The 25,643-nt window shown below is 70.8% G+C and carries 23 protein-coding genes; 10 read left to right on the top strand and 13 right to left on the bottom strand.

The annotated features are described in order from the left end of the window. Positions 1 to 126 precede the first annotated feature (126 nt). Both AHOG_RS11220 and AHOG_RS11210 read right to left on the bottom strand, forming a co-directional pair. A complete protein-coding gene (locus AHOG_RS11220; protein WP_093941314.1) occupies positions 127 to 903 on the bottom strand; it encodes an SDR family NAD(P)-dependent oxidoreductase in 777 nt (258 codons plus the stop codon). Positions 904 to 2,090: 1,187 nt separating this feature from the next. Further along, positions 2,091 to 3,998: a rhamnogalacturonan lyase family protein gene (locus AHOG_RS11210; RefSeq protein WP_093941312.1), complete on the bottom strand. Its 1,908-nt coding sequence runs from the start codon at positions 3,996 to 3,998 to the stop codon at positions 2,091 to 2,093. 384 nt (positions 3,999 to 4,382) lie between these two features. Here AHOG_RS11210 and AHOG_RS11205 point away from each other — a divergent pair, with 384 nt between their 5' ends. Continuing rightward, positions 4,383 to 5,075: a FadR/GntR family transcriptional regulator gene (locus AHOG_RS11205; RefSeq protein ID WP_093941311.1), complete on the top strand. Its 693-nt coding sequence runs from the start codon at positions 4,383 to 4,385 to the stop codon at positions 5,073 to 5,075. Here the strand turns inward: AHOG_RS11205 and AHOG_RS11200 are convergent. Together AHOG_RS11200 and AHOG_RS11195 are read right to left on the bottom strand one after the other, a co-directional pair. Next, positions 5,037 to 6,317 carry an alpha-L-fucosidase gene (locus AHOG_RS11200; protein WP_093941310.1) on the bottom strand — a complete coding sequence of 427 codons (1,281 nt, stop codon included), beginning with the start codon at positions 6,315 to 6,317 and terminating at the stop codon, positions 5,037 to 5,039. The genes AHOG_RS11205 and AHOG_RS11200 overlap by 39 nt on opposite strands. A gap of 361 nt (positions 6,318 to 6,678) precedes the next feature. Next, positions 6,679 to 7,944: an ABC transporter substrate-binding protein gene (locus tag AHOG_RS11195; RefSeq protein WP_093941309.1), complete on the bottom strand. Its 1,266-nt coding sequence runs from the start codon at positions 7,942 to 7,944 to the stop codon at positions 6,679 to 6,681. A gap of 346 nt (positions 7,945 to 8,290) precedes the next feature. On the opposite strand from AHOG_RS11195, the gene map reads away from it, so the two are divergent. Both map and AHOG_RS11180 read left to right on the top strand, forming a co-directional pair. Next, positions 8,291 to 9,058: a type I methionyl aminopeptidase gene (gene map / locus AHOG_RS11190; protein WP_093941308.1), complete on the top strand. Its 768-nt coding sequence runs from the start codon at positions 8,291 to 8,293 to the stop codon at positions 9,056 to 9,058. A 300-nt stretch (positions 9,059 to 9,358) separates the two neighbouring features. Then, positions 9,359 to 10,036 carry a ThuA domain-containing protein gene (locus AHOG_RS11180; RefSeq protein ID WP_093941306.1) on the top strand — a complete coding sequence of 226 codons (678 nt, stop codon included), beginning with the start codon at positions 9,359 to 9,361 and terminating at the stop codon, positions 10,034 to 10,036. Between the two features lie 314 nt (positions 10,037 to 10,350). Here the strand turns inward: AHOG_RS11180 and AHOG_RS11175 are convergent, their stop codons facing one another. Further along, a complete protein-coding gene (locus AHOG_RS11175) occupies positions 10,351 to 10,587 on the bottom strand; it encodes a hypothetical protein (RefSeq protein ID WP_093941305.1) in 237 nt (78 codons plus the stop codon). 338 nt (positions 10,588 to 10,925) lie between these two features. On the opposite strand from AHOG_RS11175, the gene AHOG_RS11170 reads away from it, so the two are divergent. The 4 genes from AHOG_RS11170 (at position 10,926) to AHOG_RS11155 (ending at position 16,134) form a co-directional block, all read left to right on the top strand. Next, the gene (locus AHOG_RS11170; protein ID WP_093941304.1) at positions 10,926 to 11,912 is read left to right on the top strand and encodes a Gfo/Idh/MocA family protein; all 987 of its coding nucleotides are present in this window, start codon (positions 10,926 to 10,928) and stop codon (positions 11,910 to 11,912) included. Between the two features lie 546 nt (positions 11,913 to 12,458). Further along, the gene (locus AHOG_RS11165; protein ID WP_245856694.1) at positions 12,459 to 13,946 is read left to right on the top strand and encodes a GH1 family beta-glucosidase; all 1,488 of its coding nucleotides are present in this window, start codon (positions 12,459 to 12,461) and stop codon (positions 13,944 to 13,946) included. Positions 13,947 to 14,594: 648 nt separating this feature from the next. Then, on the top strand, positions 14,595 to 15,227 hold the full coding sequence (locus tag AHOG_RS11160) for a DUF6069 family protein (protein WP_157736765.1): 633 nt from the start codon (positions 14,595 to 14,597) through the stop codon (positions 15,225 to 15,227). 172 nt (positions 15,228 to 15,399) lie between these two features. Then, positions 15,400 to 16,134, top strand: coding sequence for a hypothetical protein (locus AHOG_RS11155; protein ID WP_184450847.1), 735 nt, complete (start codon positions 15,400 to 15,402; stop codon positions 16,132 to 16,134). Positions 16,135 to 16,308: 174 nt separating this feature from the next. Here the strand turns inward: AHOG_RS11155 and AHOG_RS11150 are convergent, their stop codons facing one another. Together AHOG_RS11150 and AHOG_RS11145 are read right to left on the bottom strand one after the other, a co-directional pair. Beyond that, the gene (locus AHOG_RS11150; RefSeq protein ID WP_093941302.1) at positions 16,309 to 16,602 is read right to left on the bottom strand and encodes a hypothetical protein; all 294 of its coding nucleotides are present in this window, start codon (positions 16,600 to 16,602) and stop codon (positions 16,309 to 16,311) included. 311 nt (positions 16,603 to 16,913) lie between these two features. Then, on the bottom strand, positions 16,914 to 17,468 hold the full coding sequence (locus tag AHOG_RS11145) for a DUF4383 domain-containing protein (RefSeq protein ID WP_093941301.1): 555 nt from the start codon (positions 17,466 to 17,468) through the stop codon (positions 16,914 to 16,916). Positions 17,469 to 17,693: 225 nt separating this feature from the next. On the opposite strand from AHOG_RS11145, the gene AHOG_RS11140 reads away from it, so the two are divergent. Both AHOG_RS11140 and AHOG_RS11130 read left to right on the top strand, forming a co-directional pair. Then, a complete protein-coding gene (locus AHOG_RS11140) occupies positions 17,694 to 20,276 on the top strand; it encodes an ATP-dependent Clp protease ATP-binding subunit (protein ID WP_093941300.1) in 2,583 nt (860 codons plus the stop codon). A gap of 262 nt (positions 20,277 to 20,538) precedes the next feature. After that, positions 20,539 to 21,645, top strand: coding sequence for an acetate/propionate family kinase (locus AHOG_RS11130; protein WP_311770133.1), 1,107 nt, complete (start codon positions 20,539 to 20,541; stop codon positions 21,643 to 21,645). Between the two features lie 358 nt (positions 21,646 to 22,003). On the opposite strand, the gene AHOG_RS11125 is transcribed toward AHOG_RS11130, so the two are convergent. From AHOG_RS11125 to AHOG_RS11100, 6 genes are all read right to left on the bottom strand, one after another. Continuing rightward, on the bottom strand, positions 22,004 to 22,723 hold the full coding sequence (locus tag AHOG_RS11125; RefSeq protein ID WP_093941297.1) for a metallophosphoesterase family protein: 720 nt from the start codon (positions 22,721 to 22,723) through the stop codon (positions 22,004 to 22,006). After that, positions 22,720 to 23,010, bottom strand: a complete 291-nt coding sequence (locus AHOG_RS11120; protein ID WP_093941296.1) for a BON domain-containing protein — start codon at positions 23,008 to 23,010, stop codon at positions 22,720 to 22,722. The genes AHOG_RS11125 and AHOG_RS11120 overlap by 4 nt, the downstream gene beginning before the upstream one ends. Continuing rightward, entirely contained in the window at positions 23,007 to 23,381 is a 375-nt protein-coding gene (locus AHOG_RS30325) for a hypothetical protein (RefSeq protein WP_311770130.1), read from the bottom strand. Before AHOG_RS30325 ends, AHOG_RS11120 begins: the two co-directional genes overlap by 4 nt. A gap of 256 nt (positions 23,382 to 23,637) precedes the next feature. Continuing rightward, a complete protein-coding gene (locus AHOG_RS11110) occupies positions 23,638 to 23,865 on the bottom strand; it encodes a hypothetical protein (protein ID WP_157736764.1) in 228 nt (75 codons plus the stop codon). Positions 23,866 to 23,982: 117 nt separating this feature from the next. Beyond that, the gene (locus AHOG_RS11105; RefSeq protein ID WP_093944360.1) at positions 23,983 to 24,765 is read right to left on the bottom strand and encodes a SigB/SigF/SigG family RNA polymerase sigma factor; all 783 of its coding nucleotides are present in this window, start codon (positions 24,763 to 24,765) and stop codon (positions 23,983 to 23,985) included. Beyond that, positions 24,762 to 25,208: an ATP-binding protein gene (locus AHOG_RS11100; protein WP_245856693.1), complete on the bottom strand. Its 447-nt coding sequence runs from the start codon at positions 25,206 to 25,208 to the stop codon at positions 24,762 to 24,764. The genes AHOG_RS11105 and AHOG_RS11100 overlap by 4 nt, the downstream gene beginning before the upstream one ends. A gap of 161 nt (positions 25,209 to 25,369) precedes the next feature. On the opposite strand from AHOG_RS11100, the gene AHOG_RS11095 reads away from it, so the two are divergent. Next, entirely contained in the window at positions 25,370 to 25,609 is a 240-nt protein-coding gene (locus AHOG_RS11095) for a DUF6480 family protein (RefSeq protein WP_093941294.1), read from the top strand. Positions 25,610 to 25,643: the final 34 nt, after the last annotated feature.

Genomic DNA, 25,643 nt, shown 5'->3' with positions numbered 1-25,643 from the left:
CCTTCGGCCACACCACGCAGACGAGCGGGTCTCCCTCACACCCACGGCCACAACGCCGAGCGACCGCGCTCACGGGCGGCCCGTCGATCCGAGCTTCGGCGAGCCCGGCGACGCCCTGGCGGAGCGTCAGCGCGGCGGGGGCGGCAGCCGCAGGCCCTGCATGCCGCCGTCGACGGCCAGCGCCGTCCCCGTGGTCGCACCCGCCGCGGGGCTCGCGAGATAGGCGATCGCGGCGGCGACCTCCTGCGCCGACACGAGCCTGCCGATCGGCTGTCGCCTGCGCAGCGCCTCGCGCTCGACGTCCGGGGCCGCCGCGGCGGCGAGCAGCCGCTGCACCCAGGGCGTGTCCACGGTGCCCGGATTGACACAGTTGACCCGGATTCCCTCCGCTGCATGGTCGGCGGCCATCGCGAGGGTCAGCGACGACACGGCGCCCTTGCTGGCGCTGTACAGCGCTCGGCGGGGCAGCCCCGCCGTCGCGGCGATGGAACAGGTGTTGACGATCGCCGCGGTCGTGGAGCGACGCAGCCATGGCAGAGCGGCCCTGGTCACTCGGACGATGCCGAGCAGGTTCACGTCGAACACCGTGCGCCACTGGTCCAGCTCGCCGTCCTCGATCGTGCCCTGAGCACCGATTCCCGCGTTGTTGACGAGGATGTCGAGGCCGCCGAGCCGCTTCGCCGCCTCGGCGACCGCGGCGGGCACCCCGTCGTCATCGGCGACGTCACACCGAATGCCGATCAGCGGCTCCGTCACACCTGCCGGGTCGAGATCGAGGCAGGCGACCTGCGCGCCCCCGGCGAGCAGCGTCTGCGCGGTGGCGAGCCCGATACCGGATGCGCCGCCGGTCACCAGGGCTCGCAGACCCGTGAGCGAACCGTCGGACGGGGAAGCGGTGGACATGAGCTCCTACCTTTCGTCTACCGGCGAGGTCTCGGCGGTGTCATCCCGATCGGTCGTCCTGCCGGAAGTCTCGACCCGACGGTGCGAGCACGGCAGCCGCCTCGACGACGTGTCAGCACGGCCGCCCCCGGGTCGCCGTTCGTGTGCTCCTCGGCGCCGCCCTCGCAGGTTAGCGGCTGCGCGGTCTCCGGTGAAGGTCGTCATCCCGTTCGCGAGCCACCGGTCCACAAGCGGACATCCGATGTATCGCCGCTGCCCGGCCCGCGGGCGAGGGTTCCGGCCGGTCGGACGGCACGTCTTCGCCGGGCGCGTGTGGACCGCACGACGAGCGTCTCTCCGTGCGTCCGGCGATGTCGTCACGGCATGGGCGGTACCCGGGCCGAGTCACGGCGCCGCCGCGGGCCCCGCCCGCCCGGACGCGCGGAGCGTTCGACGGCCGAGTCGGTCTGGCCGCCCTGGTAGGGCATGGCCACCGAGATAGCCGCCCCCTCGGCCAGGCCGTACTCGAGGACGCCGTGCCCGGGAGACGCCGCGGCGGCGGCCGCCACCGTGCCGCCGAGCCGGCCGCGGAGTCGCGGAGTGCACGGCCCGTCCCGACTCCCTCGATGCTGCTCGACGTCGTCACCGGCCGAGACAGTCGTCCTTTCGGGGGCAGTCGCCTGCCGCTCGACGTCCGCGCCCCGTGACGCGGCCGCGAGTCGCTGCCCGACGGGCCGAGTGGTCGCGAGCCGTGGTCATGCGACGGGTCCACCCGCACACGCGAGCCGGCGACGGCGTGGCCGTGTCGCCGCCTCGAGCACGTCATCCCTGATCGCCGCCGCAGGCCGGGCACCGCCCTCGCCCGCCGCGGGAACTCGTGGCGGGGCGGTCGGCGGCCGGTCCGCTCTCCGTCGTCTCCTTCGTCAGTCCTGGAGGGACGTCGGGCCTCCACCGACCCGGCCGTTCGGGTCATCCCGTGCGGCTCCGCGTATCCCGTGGGATTCCGCGCCGAAGGCCTCGGCCACGGCCGTGCGGAGACGCGGTCGGAAGCCCCGTCGCCGGGGCGTCGCCTGCGCCGAGCCGGTCGAAGAGCGTGGCCCGGAGCCGAGACGACGGCCCCGCCCGGTGACCGAGCACCGTGACGAGGCCGCCGTTTCAGCATCCGACGTCGCACCGCCGCGCCGTCGACTCCGCTCACCGAGGCGGTGTCACCGCTTCGGCGCCGACTCGGCTCCGAAGTAGAAGCCGGGCTGGGTGGACTGCATGTAGCCGGAGGCCTCGCTGGCGAGGCTGGACCGGTAGTCCTTGTCCTGGAGGAACGTCGGGAACCGGTACTCGGTGGGGATCGTGGTGCTGTAGATCCTGATCTCGGACCGGTCGTGCACGTAGAAGACCTCCTCGCGCCAGTCGCCGATCACGTCGCCGTAGCCGAGGACGGAGTACCGCTCGGTGCCGCTGGCCGGGTCGGCCTCGGCCGTCAGCAGGTTCACCAACTCCTCGTTCTCGTAGTCCCACTTGTCGATGTACACGCCGTCCAACGACTCACGCAGCAGGTCGCCGTCCCACCAGATGCCGTAGTTGACGCTGTACGGCCGCGTGCCGATGACGTCGCCCTGGGCGTTGTACAGCTTGTCGGTCGGCGGCTCGATCACCGTGGCACCGGTCGGGTCGGGTCGGCCGGACCAGACCTCGAGCCCGGGCTGGGTCGGGTCGATGTCGGCGGCCGAGCCTCGACCGACGTCGTCCCACTTCTCCCCCTCGATACCCCAGATCAACTCGCCGGTGGCGGCGTCACGCAGGTGGATGGGGTGTTCGTAGTGGCTGTTGACCTCCTGAACGTAGAAGATCTCCAGGCCGGGGCGGGTGGGGTCGATGTCGGTCATGTGCAGCCGGTCGCCGTGACCCTCGCCGGTGATCCACATCGTGGTTCCGTCGTCGTCGATGGCGACGCTGCCGTTGATCAGCTCGTCTCGCCCGTCGCCGTCCACGTCACCGGTGCGGACGTTGTGGAAGCCCATGCCCTCGGCGTAGCGCCCGTTCTCGTCGCGGGGGCGGGTCCAGCTCCAGAGCATCTCCGGCTCGTCACCGTGGAAGTCCCAGGCCTCGGCCTTCATCTGCGCGTAGGTGCCGCGCATGACGATCAGGCTCGGCTTCTCCCCGTCGAGATAGGCGATCGCGAGCTGGTGGCGCTCGGACCGATTGCCCTTCTCGTCGCCCCATTCCCCGGGCTCGCCCCGAGAGATCCAGTCCTCGCGGGCGATGGTCTCACCGGTGGCGCCCTCCAGGATCTCGACGTACTCCGGGCCCTCGTAGACCCGCCAGTTCGAGGCGCCGCGATAATCGGTGCGTCCGTCGCCGTCGAGGTCCTCGTCCACCTCGCTGGACTTGTAGGCGACCTCGGCCTTGCCGTCGCCGTTCAGGTCGGCCACCACATAGGGCGTGTACCAGATGCCGGTACGCAGGTTGACGCCGAGATCGCGGCGCCAGAGGAACTCGCCCTCGTTGGTGTAGCCCTCGAGCTTGTAGGTGTCGGTGGGCGTCTCGCTCCGGGACGGATCGATGTTCTGGTTGCCGCGCTTGATGACGAAGTCCATGTCTCCGTCACCGTCCAGGTCCCCGGTGGCGATGTGCCGCGCGGTCTGGTCGATGTCGTCGGCGAGGTCGAACGCCAGATAGCTCTGGTCCGCGCTGTTCGCGCCGAGTGTGTAGCTCGTGCCTCGATCGTCGGGGGTTCCGTTGCCGACCGGCTTGACCGTGTAGGTGTTCTCCTTGGTCAGGTCGGCGGTCTCGTCGACGAAGTTGGTGCTGTCCCGCAGCGGCGCCCGGTTCAGCTTCGTCTTGCGGCCGTCGGTCTCCCGGAAGACGTGGAAGCCGACGTTCTCGCGGTCGGACTCCAGCAGGCGCCACCCGACGTAGACATTGCCCTCACCCTGATTCAGTGCGACGACTCCGCGGTCGAGCTGGGGCTCGACGCCGTAGGACTGCCGTTCGACCGGGACCCAGTCTGGTTCGTTCTGCGCGGTCGCGACCGTCGTGCCGCCGAGTGTCGCGGCGGCCAGCGCGACCGCCAGCCCGACCGCGGCGGACCGGGCGGTCCGTCTCCCTCGTCTGTCCACACCGTCTCCTCACCATCACGCCCACTCCTCGTCGAGCGGGGCAACACATAGGATGTATGGTCAAGGTTGATCGAGAAAAAGTCCATGTCATCTCAGGGACGCTGGCCGATAGCGGCAATTAATCGGATGTATCAAGTCTGATGGTCGGGAGTAGACCGTTCGGCCGATCAGCCGAGACGATGCCGGTCTCGTCCTGTCCCGCCGAGCCGCCGAGCCGCCGGGGCGCCGTGTCGCCGGATGGGCCGCCGCCGGGGACGACCTCGGTCGACACGGCTCCGGCGGCCCCGCGGCCTGCCGCGACGGCCGGCCCGCCGCCCGTGTCGCCGCGGCGGGCCGCTGCCGTACGCTCCAGCGCACCCCCACCGCACCTCGGAGGAACGACAGGTGTCGCTGACCGACACGGCCATCACCAAGATCCGCGGCATGATCGTCTCCGGTGAACTGCGCCCCGGCGACCGGCTGCCGAGGGAGGCCGATCTGGCCGACCGACTGGGACTGTCGCGCAACTCGCTGCGCGAGGCGGTCCGAGCGCTCTCGCTCATCCGTGTGCTGGACGTCCGTCAGGGCGACGGCACCTACGTGACGAGCCTGGAACCCTCGGTGCTGCTGGAGGCCATGGGCTTCATCGTCGACCTGCACCGCGACGACAGCCTGCTCCAGTTCTTCGAGGTGCGCCGCATCCTCGAGTCCGCGGCGGCCTCACTGGCCGCACAGTCGGCCACCGAGGCGCAGATCGCCGATCTCGCGGCGCTGCTCGACGATCTCGGCGAGCAGCCGTCCGTCGACGAGCTGCTGGCCAACGACCTGGAATTCCATCGGCGGGTCGCGGCGGTCAGCGGCAACGAGGTGCTGGTCTCCTTGATCGAGACGGTGTCCAGCCGCACCCAACGCGCCAGGATCTGGCGCGGGCTGACCGAGAACGGAGCGGTGCGGCGCACGATCGCCGAGCACCGCGCCATCCTGGACGCCATCGGCGCGGGCCGAGCCGATCTGGCGTCCGCCGCGATGACGATGCACGTCGCCGGCGTCGAAAGCTGGCTACGAACGCAGGCTCAGCTCGATGACGGGGACGGCTGAGTCCGGTCGCCGGGCGGGCAGGGTGAGCACCACGGAGCCTTCCGGCCCCGGCGCGACGCGGTGCGGCACGTCGGCGGTCCAGCCGCGCACCTCCGTGAACGGCACCTCCGCCCCGTCGTGCAGGAAGGAGGCGTAGCGCAGTCTGCCCGCCAACCCCTCGATGACGAGTCGCCCCGCGGGCCAGGCGAACAGGTGCACGAACACCCGGTCCCCCGCCTGAGTCATCCGACAGTCCGCCGGCGCGGCCACGGTGCTCGCCCCGGCGCCGTGCACGGAGTCGCCGTGCAGCCGCATCCACTCGCCCACCTCGGCCAGCAGTTCCCTTGCCCGAGGCTCGAACTCCCCCCTGCCGGTGGGCCCGATGTTGAGCAGCAGATTCCCGTTCTTCGCGACGCCGTCGACAAGGAGACGCAACACCTGTCCCGCGTCCAGCCACTGCTGGAACGACGGCGCGTATCCCCATGATCCGTTGAGCGTCCGGCATGCCTCCCACGGCACGCTGTGCTCGCCCGATCGCAGGTCGACGTGCGGCTCCATCTCCTCGGGCGTGCGGAAGTCGGCGCTGCCGGGCAGGTCGAGCCGGTCGTTGAGCAGCACGTCGGGATCCAGCTCGCGGATCATCTCGACCAGCCGAGCCGACTGCCAGTCGTCGCGTCCCTTACCCGGTGCGCCCTCCTCAGGCGGGAACTCGGGGAAGGAGAAGTCGAACCACAGGATGTCGGGCCGATGGTCGGTGATCAGCTCGCGCACCTGTCCGTGCAGGTAGTCGACGTAGCTCGGCAGATCTCCGCCGGGCTCCACACCGCTTCGCCACGCCGGGTGCATCCAGTCGAGCGGGTAGTCCGGGTGGTGCCAGTCGATCAGCGAGTAGTAGAAGCCGACCCGCAGCCCCTCGGCACGGAAGGCGTCGACGAACTCGGCGAGCACGTCTCTGGCCGCAGGGGTGGCGGTGGCCTTGTACTCGGTCAGGGCGGAGTCCCACAGGCAGAAGCCTTCGTGATGCTTGCTGGTGAGCACCGCGTACCGCATCCCGGCGGCCTTGGCGTCGGCGGCCCACTGCCTCGGGTCGTACCGGTCGGCCCGGAACTGCTCGACGTACCGATCGTAGTGCTCGTCGCCGAGACGCTCGCGCAGCTTCACCCATTCGTGTCGAGCCGCCAGCGAGTAGAGGCCCCAGTGCACGAACAACCCGAAGCGGGCCTCGGTGAACCAGTCGGTTCGGGCGGTGGATCGGGAGCTCATTCGTGGTCTCCGTTCTCGGGAACCGGCACAGGTCCGATGACTGAGCTCAGACTGCGGCGTGGAGCAGGATCTGCGGCTTCGGCTCCGGCGCCGACGACCTGGCCGCACAACCCCACGATCACGTTCACGCTAACCATCATCGGTCGGGGGAAACGAGATTCGACGCACCGTATCCACCGGAGCGGCGCGCCGACAACGGCGCTGACCCCCTCCGGCCATCCATCCGACCTCTGGCCGCAGCGCGGGGAGCGAGCGGGCGGGACGCACAGCGAGGACGCAGACGGACGGCGGCGCCGCCACCGTGGTGCGGTGGCGGCGCCGCCGAGGAGCCTGCGAGTCGTGCGGCCGGCGTGAGCGCCGGTCAGGAGAGCTGCTGCTCGGCCCCCGCGATGAACTGCTCGGCACCCTCCTGCACGCTGAGGCGACCGAAGGCGATCTCGTCGTTGATGCGCTGGAAGTCCCGCTTGATGGCGCCCTCACCGGGCGGCGGCGGGGCGGGCGCGGCCACGAGCCGGTCGGCGATGGCCTCCTCGAACTCGTACGCCACGAGCTCGGCGCCCTCCAGGGAGCCGCTGATCGCCGAGCGCACCTCGTCGTTGGCAGGCATTCCCCGAGTCGTGCCCAGGATCTCGCCCGCGTCGGGGTCGTTGATCATGAAGTCGATGAACCTGGCGGCCTCCGCCTGGTGCTCCGAACCGGAGAACACCGAGGCCAGCATGCTGGGCTTGGCGTACTGCCCGAGGTCGTCCCCGTCACTCGGGAAGGGTGCGACGCTGATCTGCTCGCCGAGAGTCTGGGTGTAGGAGGTCAGGCCGCTGTCGTAGCCGAACTCGGAGGCCGCGCGGTTCTTGCCCATCGGGCTGGTGGCGATGGAGCCGTCGGCCCCGGTGCCGATGTCGGCCGGGGTGGACGCGCCGGACTCCCGGAAGCGGTCCGCCAGCTCCCAGTACTCGACGACCTCCTCGACGCCGTAGCCGAGCGTGCCCTCGGCGGTGTAGAGCTCGCCGCCCTGCTGGCCGAGCCACACCTCGAACCAGTCGATGGCCATGCCGAAGTCCGCGGTGCCGAAGACCTGTCCCTCGTCCAAGGCGCTGATGGCGGAGGAGGCCGCCTCGAACTCGTCCCAGGTCCAGCCGTCCTCCGGCGTGACGCCGACCGAGTCGAAGATCTCGGTGTCGTAGAAGAGGATCTGGGTGTTCTGGCTCATCGGGACGCCGAGGAGCTGACCGTCCAGCTGACCGGAGGACAGCAGCTCGGCGGAGATCCCGTCCGTGCTCAGCTCGGTGGCCGCCTCACCGGAGGCCAGGTCGGCGAGCGCTCCTCGGTCGCCGTACTCCCGCAGATAGCGGTAGTCCATCTGGATGACGTCGGGGGCGTTGCGCCCCGCGGTCTCGGTCGCCAGCTTCTGGAAATAGGACTCGAAGGACGAGAAGGAGGCCTCGACGGTGATGTCCGGATTGCGCTCCTCGAACAGCGCGATGGCCTCATTGGTCGCCTGGGCTCGGTCGTCGTTGCCCCAGTATCCGAAGCGCAGGGTCACCTGGTCGCCTTCGCCCGCCGACGAGCCGCAGCCGGCGGCCAGCACGGCGACCACGCCGACGGCCCCAACCAGAGAACGTCTCAACATCGAGTGTTGTCCTTTCTTCCTGCGCCTCGCGGGGAGTCGATCCGAGCTCATGCGCGCCGGGCACGGGGCGTCCTGAGGTGCGTCGCGTCCGCTCCGCCGCACTGTCACGACGAGAGCCGTGCCGTCCTAGTCGATGGCGGTATCAAACCCCCGATGACGTCGCGACGGGGATGATCGGCCTCGTCGAAGGCCCTTTCCGGCCACATCTCCACCCGGACGGCCGATTCGATCGAGGCGCGGGCGAGTTCCGCGCGCCGGTTCACGCCGCCCCCGGAGGTTCGCGACACCACCCTACCGTGATAAGAATACCGGTATAAGTATTGGGCACCGTGATGAGGAGCGGGTCGTGGTCGAGATCAAGAAGGACAGCGAGCTGGCGGCGATGCGCGAGGCGGGGCGGGTTGTCGGCCGCGCCCTCGTCGAGGTACGAGCCGCCGCGAAGATCGGCGTCTCGCTGCGAGAACTGGACGACCTCGCCCACGAGGCGATGAAGGCCGCCGGAGCTCGACCGTCGTTCCTGCACTACCAGCCGGTGTTCGCTCCGACACCCTTCACCGGTGTGCTGTGCACCTCGGTCAACGACGCCGTCGTGCACGGCATCCCCGACGGTTACCGGCTGCGCGACGGCGACCTCCTGAGCATCGACTGCGGCGCCGAGCTGGACGGCTGGCACGGCGACGCCGCGATCAGCATCGTGATCGGCTCGGCCGCCGACGACGATCTCCGACTCATCGACACCACCGCCGCCGCGCTCGAGGCAGGCATCGCCGCCGCCGTGGTCGGCGCGCGCCTCGGTGACGTCTCCCATGCGATCGGCGCCGTCGGCCGGGCCGCGGGCTATGGGATACCCGCGGACTTCGGCGGTCACGGCATCGGACGCGCGCTGCACGAAGGCCCCGCGCTGCCCAACGACGGCAGGGCGGGCCGGGGTGTCACCCTGCGCCACGGACTGGTACTGGCCATCGAGCCGATGTTCACGGCGGGCGGACGCGATGCCTGCCGGACGGACGACGACGGGTGGACCGTGCGCACCGTCGACGGGAGCCGGGCAGCCCATGTCGAGCACACCGTCGCCGTGACCGACGACGGCCCATGCATCCTCACCCTGCCCTGATCGGTGACGGCCCGCCGCAGTCGAGCGGCGTGTCACCGAGTGGCACGACCCCGGCCGGCCGAAGGCACGATCGCCGCGCCCGCCGGCGGGCGGCCGGCACACGGCGCACACGGCGCACCGCTACCCTCGTGACCTTCCAAGGAGTCGTCGACCGTGCGGGCGGACTCGGTCGTCACGGATCGGACGGCCCGCTCGTCGGCCGCCCGGCGGTCCACGGCTCGAACAGGCCCGCCGCCCCGACCCGAACGACGGCGTTCGGGTCGCCGGGAGACGGCGGGCGCGACGCGGCGAAGGAGTTCGATGAGCGAGTCGAAGAACCGCCCCTCGATGCTGGTGTACTCGCGGACGACGGCGTTTCGGCACGAGTCGATCCCGGCCGGGGTGGCCGCGATCAGCGGACTCGGCCGGGACCACGGTTTCGTGGTGACGGCCACCGAGGACCCGGACGTCCTGACCGCCGAGGTGGCCGCGCAGACGGTGGTGGTCTTCCTGAGCACCAGCGGGACGTCGACGGACGCCGCGGGCCGGGCCGAGTTGGAGAAGTGGGTCCGCGCGGGCGGCGGCTTCGTCGGAGTGCACGGGGCGAGCACCTCGGACAAGGACTGGCCGTTCTACCGTGATCTGGTCGGCGCCCGTTTCGTCGACCACCCGGAGATCCAGCGAGTCCCGGCCGAGGTGGAGGATCGGGCGCATCCGTCGACCGCGCACCTCGGCCCGACCTGGGATCGGACCGACGAGTGGTACAACTTCGACGCCAGCCCGCGGCAGGACGTCCGCGTCCTGCTCTCCGTCGACGAGGCACGGTACGAGCCGGGTCCGCAGGCCATGGGGGACCACCCCATCGCCTGGTGCCACGAACCGCACGGCGGCCGGTCCTGGTACACCGCCCTCGGACACTCATCGGAGGCGTACGCCGATCCGGAGTTCCTTGCGCATCTGCTCGGCGGCATCCGCTGGGCTGCCCGGCTCGACGGCTGACGCGAGGCGCCGGGCGTTCCCCTGGGACGGAGGGCGGGACCGCACGTCGACGACGGGAGCGGTGCCAGGATGACCGACGCGCGCACGTGCCGCGGAGGCGCGTCGCCCGTGGGAGGCGCTGCCCGAGGGATGAGCCGCCCGAGGGAGCCGCCGCCCGGTGCCGGACAGGATCGAAGGCCTGGGCGGGCCGAGCGACCAGACGGGTCCGGTCGCGCGACCGGCACGGCGACTCTCCGAGTCTGGCCGCGAGGCCCCACGCCGTGCCGAGCGATCCGGAGATCGACTCGGCCGGAGAGGACGCGGGGCCGTCGCGCTCAGCGCACCACGGCGAGTGGCCTCCGGGCGGGCGAGGGCGAGAACGCCACGGCCAGGCAGTGCGAACAGCGCTGATCGTCGTAGTAGCAGTCGAGGATCTCCACGCCGAAGGCATTGGCGGGGTAGAAAGGCCGATCCGGATCGCACACCGGTCGCACACGGGCCAACCCGTTCCACGTCGCCGACGCGAGATGGGTGTCGCCCTGAGCGACCGAACGAACAAACCAGGCGAGCATGATCTCTCCAGTACGGGAAGACGGTGACGACGCGGCGGGTCGACGCCGTGCCCGTCTGCCGACGAGGACGGCGGTTCGACGACCCTGGTCGAGCCGAGTCGCCTCGGCGCCGTCGTCGACGGCGCGGATCGGGCCGACCCGGAGACGACAGCCACCACATCGTCACCGATAGTCACTTATGATGAACGATGAGTAATATCGCATCGGGGTGCGGCGCGCATGTCGAGTGCGGCAGGCGTCGCCGCCACCCGGCCGGCCGGTCCGCTCTTGCGTTGCGCGGGCCGAGCGTCGTCCCAGACTGCACCCCCATCGAGTGAAGATCGCGCTAGCCTGACGCAGTGAACGACAGGGATGCACCACTGCGCTGGGGAATCGTCTCGACGGGCGCCATCGCCGCGACGGTGGTCGAGGACCTGCATCGGGTGACCGAGATCGAGGTGCTCGCCGTCTCCTCTCGTACGCAGACACGCGCCGAGGAGTTCGCCGCACGACATCGCATTCCGCGTGCCTACGCGGACTACCGCCTGCTGCTGGCCGATCCGGACGTCGACGTCGTCTACATCGCCACGCCGCATGCCGCGCACCACGAGGTGGCGGCGGCCGCGCTCCTCGCCGACAAGCACGTGCTGTGCGAGAAGGCGTTCACCGTGACCGCCGAGCAGGCCCGAGAGCTGGTCGACCTCGCCCGGGAGCGGGGGCGCTTCCTCATGGAGGCCATGTGGACGCGATTCAACCCGCTGATCCGACGGTTACGCGACCTCGTCTCCGACGGGGTCATCGGCGACGTCCGCACGGTCTCCGCCGACTTCGGCTTCGCGGTCCCCTACGACCCGACAGCCCGTCTCTGGGACGCGGCGCAGGGTGGCGGCGCGCTGCTGGATCTCGGCGTCTATCCGGTGTCGTTCGCGCACATGCTGCTCGGCGAGCCCACCGGGATCGAGGTGCACGGTTCGCTGGCACCCAACGGCGTCGACGCCGAGAGCGGCCTGCTGCTGCGCTACCCGGCGGGGGCGCACGCGATGCTGCGGTCGTCGCTGACCGCCTCGCTGCACGCCCGCGCCTGCGTGTCGGGAACCCTCGGCCGCGTCGACCTGACAGATCCGTTCTTCCGGCCCACCGAGATGACGGTGACCGTCCACGGCGCGGAACCGGTGGTCCACCGCCTGGAACTCGACGGCGCCGGATACACCTACCAGCTCCGAGAGGTCTGCCTGCGGGTGCGGGCGGGCGAGGTCGAGAGCCCGCACCAGACCCACGCCGAGACGGTCGCCGTCCTGCGCACCGTGGGTGCCGCGCTGGCCGGGCTCGGCGCCCGGGTGGGCTGAGCCGAGGGCCGTCCCGGGAGCCCTCAGGCCCGGCTGCCCGCCTCGGCGGTGCCAGGCTGGGTCGCACTCCGTCCGGCCGCCTGCCGACCACCCCGCCTGAGCACGACCCGCCGCTGTGTTCGCCGAGGGCGAGACACCGATAAATCCGTTGCGGGGTCCTCGACACCGCGCCTATGTTCGTGGCACACGAGAGAGGAGGTGGTCCAGCGTTGAATACCAGCAGGACTCGTGAGGTGGCTGCCCGCTAGGCCGCCCGATCGGTGTACGAACGCCGACGGCCGACGCGCCGTCCCCCGGCCACACACCGGGGGTGCGCGACGGGACACGGTCGGTGAATACCAGGTAGTCACCCGGCCCTCGGAGTGCCGAGCTCAGTCCGGCTCGGCCCCGCGCCCTCGTAGGCGTGGGAGCCACTCCGGGGGCCGCCTGCCGTCCGGGGCAGAACGACCGACGGCAGCAGGGCCCCTTGTCGATCACGCCGCTCCGCAGAGATCATGGGCGGCGGAACAGGACGACACCGCAACCCAGGCGATCAGGAGCCCCCCCGTGCCCACACCAGCACCCGCCCGCCAGCCCGACCCGGCGCTGCGCTTTCCGCCCTCCTTCGTCTGGGGAGTGGCGACGTCCTCGTATCAGATCGAGGGCGCGGTGGACGAGGACGGCCGGGGCGACTCGATCTGGGACGTGTTCAGCCGCCGTCCCGGCGCGGTGACCCGGGGCGAGAGCGGCGATCCGGCCTGCGATCACTACCATCGCTGGCCGCAGGACGTCGCGCTGCTCGACGATCTCGGCGTGGACGCCTACCGGCTGTCCATCGCATGGCCGCGCATCCAGCCGACCGGTCGGGGACCGGCCAACCGGGCCGGGATCGAGTTCTATCGGCGGCTGCTCGGCGGGGTGCGCGAGCGAGGCATCTCCCCCTTCGTCACGATGTACCACTGGGATCTGCCGCAGGCGCTCGAGGAGACCGGCGGCTGGCGGACGCGGGAGACCGCGCTGCGTTTCGCCGACTACGCGGCGCTCCTGCACGACGAACTCGGCGACCTCGTCGAGAACTGGATCACCCTGAACGAGCCCTATCCGTCGTCGATGGCGGGTTACGCCCAGGGTCGACACGCCCCCGGCGCCAGCGAGGGCGACGGCGCGCTCGCCGCCGCCTACCATCTGCTGCTCGGTCACGGCCTGACGGTGGCGGCGCTGCGCGCGCAGGCCAGACCCGGCGACCGTCTCGGCATCACCCTGAACCGCTCGCCCGTGGTCCCCGTATCGGACTCCCCCGCCGACGCGGCCGCGGCCGCCCGGCTGGACTGTGTGCTCAACCACCAGTTCAGCGACCCGGTGCTGGGGGCGGGGCACCCACCGGAGCTCACCGAGATCTTCGCCGGCGTGTCCGACTTCTCCTTCCGCCGTGCGGAGGACCTCGCGCTGATCGGCGCGCCGTTGGACTTCCTCGGGCTCAACTACTACTACCGGATCCACGTCTCCGACGCCCCGCACGACGAGCCGGAACCCGCGGCACGCACCGCCGACGATCTCGGGTCCGACCGCACGCACCGGCCCGCGGGAGTTCGACGCACCGGGTTGGGCTGGCCGGTCGAGCCCGCGGGCCTGCGTGAGGTGCTGACCGGGCTGCGCGCCCGGCACGGCACCCTGCCGCCGATCTACCTCACCGAGAACGGCTGTGCCTATCCCGATCCCGAGGAGTCGGCCGCGGCCTCGACGGCGGGGGCAGGGGACGCCGAGAGCGCACGGACCGCCGCGCCGCAGGACGTCGAACGGATCGACTTCCTGGCCGAGCATCTCGCCGTCCTGCGGGACGTCATGGCCGAGGGCATCGACGTGCGTGGCTACTTCCTCTGGTCGCTGCTCGACAACTTCGAGTGGGCCCACGGCTACGGTCCCCGCTTCGGCATCGTGCGGGTCGACTACGAGACGCAGGAGCGGACGCCCCGAGCGTCCTTCCACTGGTATAAGGCCCTGCTGGCCGCACAACAGGACTCGGCCGACGACGTCGGTCTCGCGACCGGCGGCTGACCACGGAGCGGCCCGGGCAGGTCGGCGGCGTCATCGGCCGCCATACCTGCGCGGGCCGTGCACCGGCCGCCCGCCGGCCCGGCGCCGAGGGCCCCGCCCGCAGGCCGGTGCTCAGCAGGAGGACGAGATCGCCCCTGCCGAGATCACGACATCACGTTCCCGACCACCGCCGGATTCGTGTTCACCGGACTCGATTTCACCGCGTCGACCCCGCCGGATTCCGGCGCGCCGGGGGCACCGAGTCCACCGGGTCGGCCTCGCCGCATCGGCCTCGGCGACTCGCTGTCAGCGGGTCGCCGTCAGTGACAGCGCCTTGGTTCGCGGCCGTTGACCCGCCGGTCTTGTCCGCTCGGTGTCGCCGTCCGTCTGCCGTCAGACCGACTCGTCGGAGACGCCCGCGTCGCGAAGCCGCCGAACTCCCGACCGGCTCCTCCGCCGCCACTTGTACCGGACCGATCGACGTCTCGCCGCTCGTGCCGAGCGACACATCGTGGGCGACGCCGACGAACTCCTCGCCCGCTTCCGAAATACACGAATAATTCTCGACTATTAACGAGTCCCATTGTGGAGCATTATCGACATCTCGACTATGGTATTTGAGTTGATCGAGGTGTACCGCTGTTTCGTCATTCATTCATTGGAGTGGACATGCCCGTCGGGACCTCTTCCGCACCACTGGTCGATCGTGAACAGCTCGTCCTGAGCAGGATGCCGTTCGCGCTGGCGATCGCCGGCCTCCTCGCCGCGCTGGGCAACTCACTGCTACGGCTCGGCGCGACGCTGGTGATCGACGTCGATCCCGCGCTGCTGCCGCTGCGGCTCATGCCGCCCATCGTCGTCAGCGTGCTGGCCGCGGTCGGTGCGGCGCTCGTCTTGAGCGCACTGCATCGTTGGAACTCCCGGCCCGTGCACACCTTCACGGTCGTCGCCGTCGTCGTCCTCGTGGCGTCGTTCATCCCGCTGGCGGTGATCGGCCTGGTCGACGAGCCGCCCGCCGGTCTGAGCGGGATCGACGTGCCCACGCTGACGGTCCTCGGACTGATGCACGTCGTGGCGTTCGCGACGATCGTCCCCACCCTGATCCGCCTCACGCGACCGACCCCGGCGCCCGACCGACCCGCGTCTGCTGACACGGACGCCGAGACGATCAGCGCCGAGGCCGGGACCACCGAAGCGGGGACCGCCGTCGGCGGCGACACGACCGTGGAGCAGGCGGTCGAACCGAACGATCAGTCCCCAGGCGGACACCGGACGGCGGAGACGACCCCTGCCCGAGACTGAACCGCGGGACGCCCGACACACGCGCCTCGCCTCCGCGTCGACACGGTCGGGTCGTTCCGAGAACGCGCCGGGCGGTCGGTCCCCGTCGATGGTGGCCCGACCGGGGCAGCCCCGTATGAGCACCGCGTCCGTGGGTATCCCCTTGCCCATGACACCGGCCGGGAGGTAGCTCATGTCTCATCGGAACACCGTCGTCCGCGCTGTGCACGATCTGGGGCTGGCCGTCTGGTTCGGCGGCTCGCTGATGGGAGCGGTCGGCCTCACCGGAGCATCGGAGGAGAGTTCCTCCGCCGCCGAGCGCAGCCGGATCGCGGCGGCGGGCTGGCGGAGCTGGAGCCCCGTGAGCGCGGCCGCGATCGGTGCGCATCTGATCGGCGGGCTCGCACTGACCAAGGCCAACCGCGAGCGGATCAGACAGCAGAACGGCGTCGCCGCCGCGAGCATCGCGAAGACGGTGCTGACCGGTGCGGCACTCGCCGCGACCGTCTACGCGCGTCGGCTGGTGCGCACGCTCGACTCGATGACCGATCAGCCGGCACCCGCGCGCGGCGCGGGCGATCACGTCGATCCGGAGCTGATCACCCTGCAACAACGCCTGCGGGCGGTGCAGTGGGCGGTTCCGGTGCTCACCGGCGCCATCGAGGTGCTCAGCGCGCTTCAGGGCGAGCAGCAGCGGTCCTTCCGGCACGAGGCCGACGGCCGTGACTCCGAGAGGCACGCGGGAGGTCGCCGCCGGACGACGGGACGGGCACCGCACCAGCACGAGCGGTCGGAGCACCGTCAGCGGCCGTCGACAGGGCGTCCGCACCCGCGGTCACCCGCCCGCCGGCACCACCATCGGCACGGCCCGAGCGCGGCACACCACCACGGCCGCTTCCACCTGGGTCGGCGCGACCACGGGGGCTGACCACCCGCCGCCCCGCACCGGCACGGCCCCCGTCGCTCCAGCGACGGGGGCCGTCTCGGCCGCGGCGGCGGGCCGCCCGGGATGCGAAGTCGTCCGGGACCCGGCGTGCGGGTCTGGATGGCGTGAGCACCGCCCCGGCGGCGAAGCCGGGGTTCGAGAAGTCGGAACGGAGGCTCAGATCGTCGCCGATCCCACGAGCCGTTCTCGCAGCCCGGCCAGGAAGTCGGCGTCGGAGTGCGCCATCCAGTCGAGATCGAGATCGTGTTCCACCTCGTCACCACGATCGGCCAGCAGGCCGACGGCGGCCTCGACGAGTCTGCGCCCGTCCGCGTCGGAGAGCCCCATCCGGGCCGGGAACGTCGCGCTGTACACCACCAGGTGGTGGGTGGTTCGCTGCGTCCGGTGCATCACCACGGCGTAAGTACCCTCACGCATCTCCCGCGCCTCGATCCACTGTTCCACCGTCATGTCCTCCCCGCGTGGGCGCTCGACATCCTCTCCGTCCTACCCCGTGCGCCCCACCACTACACCGGTCGTACCTCCGGCGGAGGTAGCTCGTTCAGGCGAACATCATGTGAATGTCTCGCACCCGCCGCCGCAGGGAGACGGCACACGGCGACGGCGACTCGGTGATTCCCCGTCTCCCGGTTCCCCGGCTCGCCGCGGCTCCACGGCGACCGAGCGACGGTCCCGACCGGAGCGTCGCCCGACCGGACGACGAAGGTGCGGCCGCCGGATCCGACATCCGATCGACCGCACCCGATACGTGTCCCCGGGGCTCAGTGCCCGTAGGCCTGGCCCCGCGGCGTGTTGCCGGGAGCCGCCCGACCACCGGCGGTGTCACCCGCGGAGGTCCGGCCGCGATGCTCCCGTTCCGACGTCCGCTCATCGGCTCCCGCGGGCAGCATGCCGAGCAGGATCATGCCCAGACCGGTGAGCAGGTGCAGCCAGTTGTCCGCACCGTTGGTCGGGAAGATGTTGGCCGTGCTCGTCTGTCCGACGATCGTCCCGTAGAGGGCCAAGGCCAACAGGACCACGCCTCCGCCGATCAGGAAGGACTTGGCGGCCACTCCGGACCTCGCCATGGACAGCCCGATCACACCGAGCAGAATGTGAATGATGTTGTGCAGGATCGACACCTGGAACACGCCGAACAGCATGGCCTGCGACTCGTAGCCCGCGAACTGCATCAGGCCGTAGTCGGTGGTGATGCCGGGAATGAATCCCAGGATCCCGAGCAACAGGAAGACGGCACCGACGATGCGCGCCGTCGTCTGTATCGCGGGCATGGACGGGCTCGCGACCGAAGCATGAGCTCCGTGAGACTGAACCATCGCCCCTCCTTATGTCCGAAGTTCTCGTGCGTACGGCTACCGGCTACCCGGATCGACCCGCCGATAACCCGATGGAGCGACTCACCGGGCGAAGTGGGCGAATCCGTGCTCGCCGCGTCGGCGACGGGCGGCGAGCGGCGTCGTTTCGGCTGATTCGGCCCGTGGTACTCCCCGGCTGGCATGACGAGCGCTGACCCACGCGACCCACGGGAGAGTGAGCTGACCATGACCGGTCTCGGCGATCCTGGCGGCTTCGACGCTAATCCCTTCGAGGAGTTCCTCGCCCGGTTCTTCGGCTCCACCGACCCTCGCCACGGTGTACGCCGAGTCGACTTCACCCGGCTGATGAGCGAGCAGGCGCGCGCGATGGTCGTCGCGGCCGCTCAGCACACCGCGGATCGAGGCCGCGACGACCTCGACGCCGAACAGCTCCTCTGGGCCGCCACTCGTGCCGACGCGACTCGGGAACTGCTCAGCCGGGCGGGCACCGACCCGGACCAGCTGGCGGCCCGGATCGACGAGCAGACTCCGCCGGGCAGGCATCGGGAGGCTGCACCGATGCTCACGCCCGCCGCGAAACGGGCGCTGCTGGACTCCTTCCAACTCTCCAGGGGGCTCGGGTCGTCCTATATCGGACCGGAGCATCTGCTGCTGGCGCTGGCCGCCAACCCGGAGTCCGGTGCGGGCAGGCTCCTCTCGGCGGCGCGCATCACCCCGGAGGCCCTCCGGTCGGCCGCCGAGGGACGCGCCGACGGGCGCGGCGCGCCGACCGGCTCCTCGGCGTCCACGTCGGCCACCGCCACCGCGACGCCGAGTCCGACGCCGACGCTCGATCAGTTCGGCCAAGACCTCACGGGGCTGGCTCGTCAGGGCAGGCTCGATCCCGTCGTCGGCCGGGCCGACGAGATCGAACAGACCATCGAGGTGCTCTCCCGCCGGACGAAGAACAATCCGGTGCTCATCGGCGAGGCCGGGGTCGGCAAGACCGCGATCGTGGAGGGCCTCGCCCAGCGGATTCACGACGGCGAGGTCCCCGACTCCCTCACCGGGCGGCGCGTCGTGGAACTGAGCCTGGCCGGGCTCGTCGCCGGGACGCGCTTCCGCGGCGACTTCGAGGAGCGGATGCGCAAGGTCATCGAGGAGATCCGCGAGGACGACCGGCTGATCGTCTTCATCGACGAGCTGCACACCATGGTCGGTACGGGCGCGGGATCGGAAGGCGGGATGGACGCGGGGAACATGCTCAAGCCCGCCCTGGCCAGAGGTGAGCTGCACGTCATCGGCGCGACCACCTTGGAGGAGTACCGGCACACCGTGGAGCGGGATGCCGCGTTGGAACGCCGGTTCCAGCCGATCATGGTGTCCGAACCGGACGTGGAGGACGCGGTGACGATCCTGCGCGGCCTCCGTGACAGGTACGAGGCGCACCACCAGGTCCGCTATACCGACGATGCCCTGGTCGCCGCGGTGACGCTCTCCGACCGCTATATGAACGACCGTCATCTGCCGGACAAGGCGATCGACCTGATCGACCAGGCCGGGGCTCGCCGACAACTCCGTCGCAGCACGCCGCCCGGTGACGTGCGCGGGTTGGAGCACCAGCTCGATCAGCTCGCCAGGGACAAGGACGAGGCCGTCTCCCAGGAGCAGTATGAGAAGGCCTCCCAACTGCGAGATCAGATGCGCTCGGTGCAGGAACGCATCACCGAGGCTCGCTCGCCGCAACCCGCCGCCGTCACGGAGGTGGGTGTGGAGGACATCGCCGAGGTCGTCGCCAGGGCGACCGGGGTCCCGGTCAGTCAGCTCACCGAGGAGGAGCGTGACCGGCTGCTGCGACTGGAGGACCGGCTGCACGAGCGCGTGATCGGCCAGACCGAGGCGGTGTCGACCGTGGCGGAGGCGGTACGCCGTTCCCGGTCCGGTCTCGGCGATCCACGCCGGCCGGTGGCGAGCCTGCTGTTCCTCGGGCCGACGGGCGTGGGCAAGACTGAACTGGCCAAGGCCCTCACCGAGGCGATGTACGGCGACGAGGACCGCATGATCCGACTGGACATGAGCGAGTTCCAGGAGCGGCACACGATCAGCAGGCTCGTCGGCGCGCCGCCCGGATACATCGGTTACGGCGAGGCAGGCGAGCTCACGGAGCCGGTGCGGCGCAGGCCCTATTCGCTGGTGCTGCTGGACGAGATCGAGAAGGCCCATCCCGATCTGTTCAACCTGCTGCTGCAGATCCTCGACGACGGGCGGCTGACCGACAGCGAGGGCCGCACCGTCGACTTCCGCAACACGGTGCTGATCATGACGAGCAATCTCGGGTCGGATCTGCTCGGCAAGGCGACCACCCTCGGATTCCGCGGCTCGGGCGGGGAGGACGTCGATCTTCGGCAACGGTTGAACGCCCGGCTGCGGGAGTCGTTCCGTCCCGAACTGATCAATCGGATCGACGAGATCATCATCTTCCGCAGGCTGGAGCCCGCGGAGCTGCGCCAGGTGACGGAACTGCTGCTGGAGGACACTCGGGACCGGCTGGCGGAGATGGACATCACCGTGGAGTTCGCCGACGAGGCGGTGCGGTTGATCTCGGAGCACGGCCACCAGCCGGAGTTCGGCGCCCGGCCGATGCGGCGGACGATCCAGCGCGAGGTCGACAATCCGCTGGCCGGCAGGCTGTTGGACGGATCGCTGCGCGCGGGAGGCCACGTGCGGGTGAGTGTCTCGGGCGATGCCTTGACCTTCGACGTCGGCGAACAGCGCGAGGACACGCCCGGCGATCACGACGGAGAACGTCCGCCTGCCGACCCCGCGTGACCGGACTGTCCGCGGGCACCGAGGGCATGGGCACCGAAGACGCGGGTACCGAGGGCGCACACCGCGAAGACGACGACGGCGAGGGACGCGGACAGCGGGCAGGCGACCGGCGACGACGGCGTCACGCGCGATGTCCGGCCCGACACGGAGACACGACGACCGCTTCCCACCCCGGCCCGCCGTCGCCGGGGCTGTCCGCGAGCTCATCGGGCTCGCCACACCGGACGGCTGACGCCGAGGAGGTGGACGGACGTTGACCACCGTGCTGACGGTGAACGCGGGCTCCAGCAGTCTGCGGGTCCACGTGGTGGACGCGGAGCGCGAGACGGTGTTGGCCGAGCGCGGCGTCACCCATCCGCCCTCGCGGGAGGAGACCCATGCGCTGCTGGACGACCTCCTCGGCGCACAGGACCGCTCGGGAGCCGGTCCCGTCGACGTCGTCGCGCACCGCCTGGTGCACGGCGGCGCGGCGCTGCGGTCGCCCGTCCGCGTCGACGACGGCGTGCTGCGTGCGGCGTGGCAGGCCGCGCCGCTGGCCCCTTCGCATGTCCCGACGGCGCTGCGGCTGCTGGAGTTCACCCGCGACCGCCTGCCGGAGCCGCCTCAGGTGCTGTGCCCGGACACCGCCTTCCACGCCGGTCTGCCCGCCGAGGCGGCGACCTATGCGCTGCCCGCGCGATGGCGCGACCGGTACGGACTGCGCCGCTACGGATTCCACGGCCTGTCCTATCGCTGGGCCGTGCGACAGGCGCGGAGGCTGCTGCCGGGGCGATCGGAGAACCTGCTCCTCGCCCATCTCGGCGGCGGGGCGTCGGTGTGCGCGGTCCGCGGCGGCCGCAGCGTCGACACGTCCATGGGCTTCACCCCGTTGGAGGGGCTCGCGATGACGACACGCAGCGGCAGCGTCGACCCCGGCATGCTGCTGTGGCTGCTCACGAAGGACGAACCGATCTCGCCGGACGACCTCTCCGAGGGCCTGTATCACCGGTCCGGTCTGCTCGGGTTGTCGAACGGCCGGTCGGCCGACACGAGGGATCTGGTACGGGCCGCCGAGGAGGGCGACGAGGCCTCGGCACTCGCGCTGGCCGTGTTCGCGCACCGAGGAGCACGTGAGCTGGCGGCCTGCGCGACGAGCCTGGAACGAGTCGACGCGCTGGTGTTCACAGGCGAGATCGGCTGGGATCAGCCGGAGGTCCGGACGGCGATCTGCGCGAGGCTCGGAGTGCTCGGCCTGCCGGGTCGGCTGGCGGGCAACCGGCGGGACGACGGTGCGATCAGTCCGGCCGACGCCGCCGTCCCCGTCCTCGTGGTGCGGGCCAGGGAGGAGCTGTCGCTGGCATCCGAGGCCGTGGCCGCGCTCGGCGGCTGAGCCGAGGGCGGGTGTCTGGTGCGGGCCGGGTGATCAAGCGCGGCCGGATGCCGGCTGCGGCGCAGGACGTGACCCGGACGGACAGGCAGGGGCAGGACCGACGGCCGGCGACGCCCCGCCTCCGGCACCACGGCTCCGCCGGCGGAGAGTCCTCGCGAGGGCGGCCACGCGCGGCGGCGGAACCGGCCTGGGGGGCAGCACGACGGCGGCCCGACGCGGCGGAGTCGCCTTCGTGCCGTCGCGGATCACCCGGCGGGCATCGTCGGTCTCTCCGTCTTCGAGGGACGTTCCACCGACGACGGCGGGACGATCCGGATGACCGCCTCGGCCGCCTCCCGACGACACGGCGCCCGGCCGCTCAGTCGTCGGGTTCGATGTCGTACACGGCGTAGGCGGCTCGTAGGACGGGCTGCGCGACGTTGCGCACCAGCACGCCGCCGGGAGTGGTGCCGTGTTCGGTGCCGTAGTGGGCGTGGCCGTGCACGGCCAGGGCGCACTCGGCGTCGTCGATCGCCTCGGCCAGGTGGTAGGAGCCGAGGAACGGGTAGATCTCCAAGGGCTCGCCGCGCAGCGTCTCGTTCACGGGCGAGTAGTGCGTCAAGGCGAGCCGCACGTCCACGTCGAGTTCGGCGAGGGCCTGCCGCAGTCGCCGGGCGATCGCCGTGGTGTGATCGATGAACGCCTTCATCTCCGGTTCGCCGAACGCCGTGCCGCACTTCCCGGCGAAGCCGCCGCCGAAACCCTTCACTCCGGCCACTCCGACGCGCCTGCCGTCCACGGTCAGCACCGCCGACTCCCCCTCGAGCACGGTGATGCCGCTCTCGACGAGCAGTGCGGTGACCTCGTCCTGCTGGTCGGAGTGGTAGTCGTGGTTGCCGAGCACCGCGATGACGGGCAGGCCGAGGTCGGCGAACTCGGCGGCGACGGTCCGTGCCTCCTCCGGGGTTCCGTGCCGGGTCAGGTCGCCCGCGAGAAGCAGGAGGTCCGCCTGCCGCCAGGCGTCGACGAGCGCGGGACGCAGCGTGCCCGCGGACTGCGGATCGAGGTGCACGTCGCCCACGGCCGCGACCCGGATCACCGGAGCTCCTCCGTATCCGCCGGCTCGCGTGCCGCCGTCACCCGGATCTGGTTGTGCACGTGCAGTTCCGGCGCCGCCTCCTGTGCGACCCGTGTCAACGACTCGGCGCGGTCCGAGGAGGGCACCGTGCCGTCCAGGTACACCTCGGCGGCACGGACGGTGACGCGAACACCGAGCTCCGAGGTTCGCGGGTCGACGGCGAGCGCCCGACGGATGCGCTCCGCCGCGTACTGGGGTGCCTCCGACGAGGCTCCGGACCGGTTGGCGTCCGAACTCCGGTCTCTCATGGCATCCTCCGCTGGGTCGCGCCGTCGGCCACCGCGAGTCTGTCGAGCAGGAGCAGGAAGGCCTCGGCGTAGGGTGAGTCACGGGTCCGCACTCGGACCTCGGCCCAGTCGATCTGTTCGCGCAGCGCCCGTGCCACGGGCAGTGTCTCGGTGAGATCGCATCGGTGTGGTCCGAGAACCAGCAGCTTGTCGGTGATGAGGTCGGTCGCGGTCACCACCGGGGCCTGGACGGACCCGATGCGCAACGACTCCGCCCGGCACAGCGTCCCTTCCGTGACCGGGTGCTCGTTCGGCCGGTGGATGAGGTCGACCAGGACGTGTCCGTCGTACACCTTGCACAGCCAGTCCTCCGGCGGGTCGACCGCGCGCATTCCGACCTGTACGAGGGCCCACCGTGCGCTCGGCGTCCTCCAGCCGGACGAGCAGGTCGACGTCGTGTTCGGTCGCCGGTCCGCCCCGTGCGTACGCGGCGAGTCCACCGGCCACGGCGAAGGGGATCTCCTGCGCCCGCAGGGTGGTGGCCGCCCGGGTCAGGGTGCGAACGAGCACCTCGACCGGTGGCTCTTCTCCGGTGAGACGGGGTTCGGTGCTCATCGGCGAGGCCTCCGCTCCGGCTCGGCAGCGCGATCAGGCCGCGCTGCGGGGCGACGGCGTCTCGACCTCCTCGTCGGCCTCGACGTCGGTCCGGATGGTCGTCCTGGCTGCCGAGGCGATCGCATCCGAGAGAATCTGCGCGAACTCCGCCGTGACCACCTGGCCACGACGCACAGTCACCTCGATCCCGCCCGATTCGGCGCGACGGACCACCACCGATCCGGGGACGTCATCGGCAACCGTGAAAAGAACAGTCTGCATATGCTGCCTCCCCGCGACCGGAACACCTTCTCGGGTGGAAGCAATCACCCGATGTCGGTTCGGTACCCGTCGACGAACGAGGTGAAACGGGCACCAGGATGCGGCGGCAGGCGTCACTCAGCTGTCGGCGAGCTGCTCACGCAGATGGCGCAGTGTCTTGGCGAGGATCCGGGAGACATGCATCTGCGAGACTCCGACCCGCTCGCTGATCTGAGTCTGTGTCATGTTCCCGAAGAATCGGAGCAACAGAACCGTGCGCTCCCGCTCCGGCAGCGAGGCGAGCAGCGGATGCAACGCCTCCCGGTTCTCCACGACGGCCATCTCCGGATCCTCCTCGCCCAGCGTGCTGCTGAGTGACGGCGAGTCCTCGTCACCGAGGACCTCGTCCAGTGAGGAGGACCGGTAGGCATGACGGACCTCCAGGCCCTCGATGACCTCTTCCCGAGAGATGCCCAGCCTGGTGGCGATCTCCGCCGACGTCGGAGCCCGGCCGAGAGACTGGGAGAGATCCCGCACCACCGCGTTGATCGCCAGATGCAGTTCCTTCAACCGTCTCGGCAGATGGACCGACCAGCTCCGGTCTCGGAAATAGCGACGAACCTCGCCCATGATCGTGGGAACGGCGAAGGCGAGGAAGTCGGTGCCCCGGGCCGGGTCGAAACGATCGACAGCCTGGATCAGCCCGACGTTGGCCACCTGGACGAGGTCGTCCATGGCCACGCCGCGGTTGCTGAAGCGCTGGGCGATGTGCAAAGCGAGCGCCTGGTGCTCGGTGATCAACTTCTCCCGCACCGAGGTGCGACGAGGATCCCCCTCCGAGAGGTCGGTCAGGGTCGCGAAGAGCGGAAGCAAATGCTCGTAGGTGTGATCCCGGCTGCTCACCGGCGAGCGCTGAGTCACGGCATCGCCTCCCTGCGGCACTTGACGAACTCGATCTCCAGCAGTTGCCCGGCACGGTCCGCCGAGGGACGGGCGACGGCGGTCACCTCGGTGGCGAGTGTCGTCAACACCTGCCACCCGAAGGTGTCCCTCCGCAGCATCGCGTCCTCGGGTGCGGCCACCGTGACCGCCACGGTGATCGCGCTCGGCGCGACCTGGAACCGGGCCACGAGTCGTGTTCCGGGTGTGGCAAGGCGCACCAGAGACGAGCATGCCTCGTCCACCGCCAACCGCAAGTCGTCGACGATGTCCAGGTCGAAGTCCGCACGCATCGCGAGCCCCGCGACCACCGTGCGCAGGACGGCGACCCGTTCCGGGTCCGCCGCCACACGCACCTCGATCAGATCCCCGGCGCCGCGCGCGGGCCGCTCGCTCCGACCGGCGTCAGGCTCGACTGTGCTCACACGGTCCTCCTCCACGTCCTGGTGGCAGCCTGCCGCTGCGAGCGCCACGAGCGCGAGAACCCGCAGTGTGCTGCTGCGCGCCGAGGCTACCGATCACCTCGACCCGCGCGACGAGGTCTCCTCCAGGGTTCGCGTGACGCCTCGGCGGGTACCCGCGACGAATGACCCTGCCTTCCGATCCCGAGCCCGATCCGCCGTCGGCGGCGGAACCCGGCGGGGGCGTTCCGCCTGGTGCGACACCTCCGGTCGAGGGAAGCACCACCGAGGGACTCGCCCACCGGGAGACCACCCCGTCCCCGCGCTGGGCCAACATCCTCGTGTTCGTGCTCATGGTGGTGCTGCTGGTGCTGGTCCTCGGCTTCGTCGTCACCCATCTGGTGGCCTTCATCAGAGGAGTCTGACGATCCGGCGCACGGCGCCGGATGTCGCCGAGGC

The sequence above is a fragment of the Actinoalloteichus hoggarensis genome (assembly GCF_002234535.1).
GTDB classification, from domain to species: Bacteria; Actinomycetota; Actinomycetes; order Mycobacteriales; family Pseudonocardiaceae; genus Actinoalloteichus_A; species Actinoalloteichus_A hoggarensis.
The sequence above is the reverse complement of the archived record's forward strand: the minus strand, read 5'-3'. Positions and strand labels throughout refer to the sequence as shown.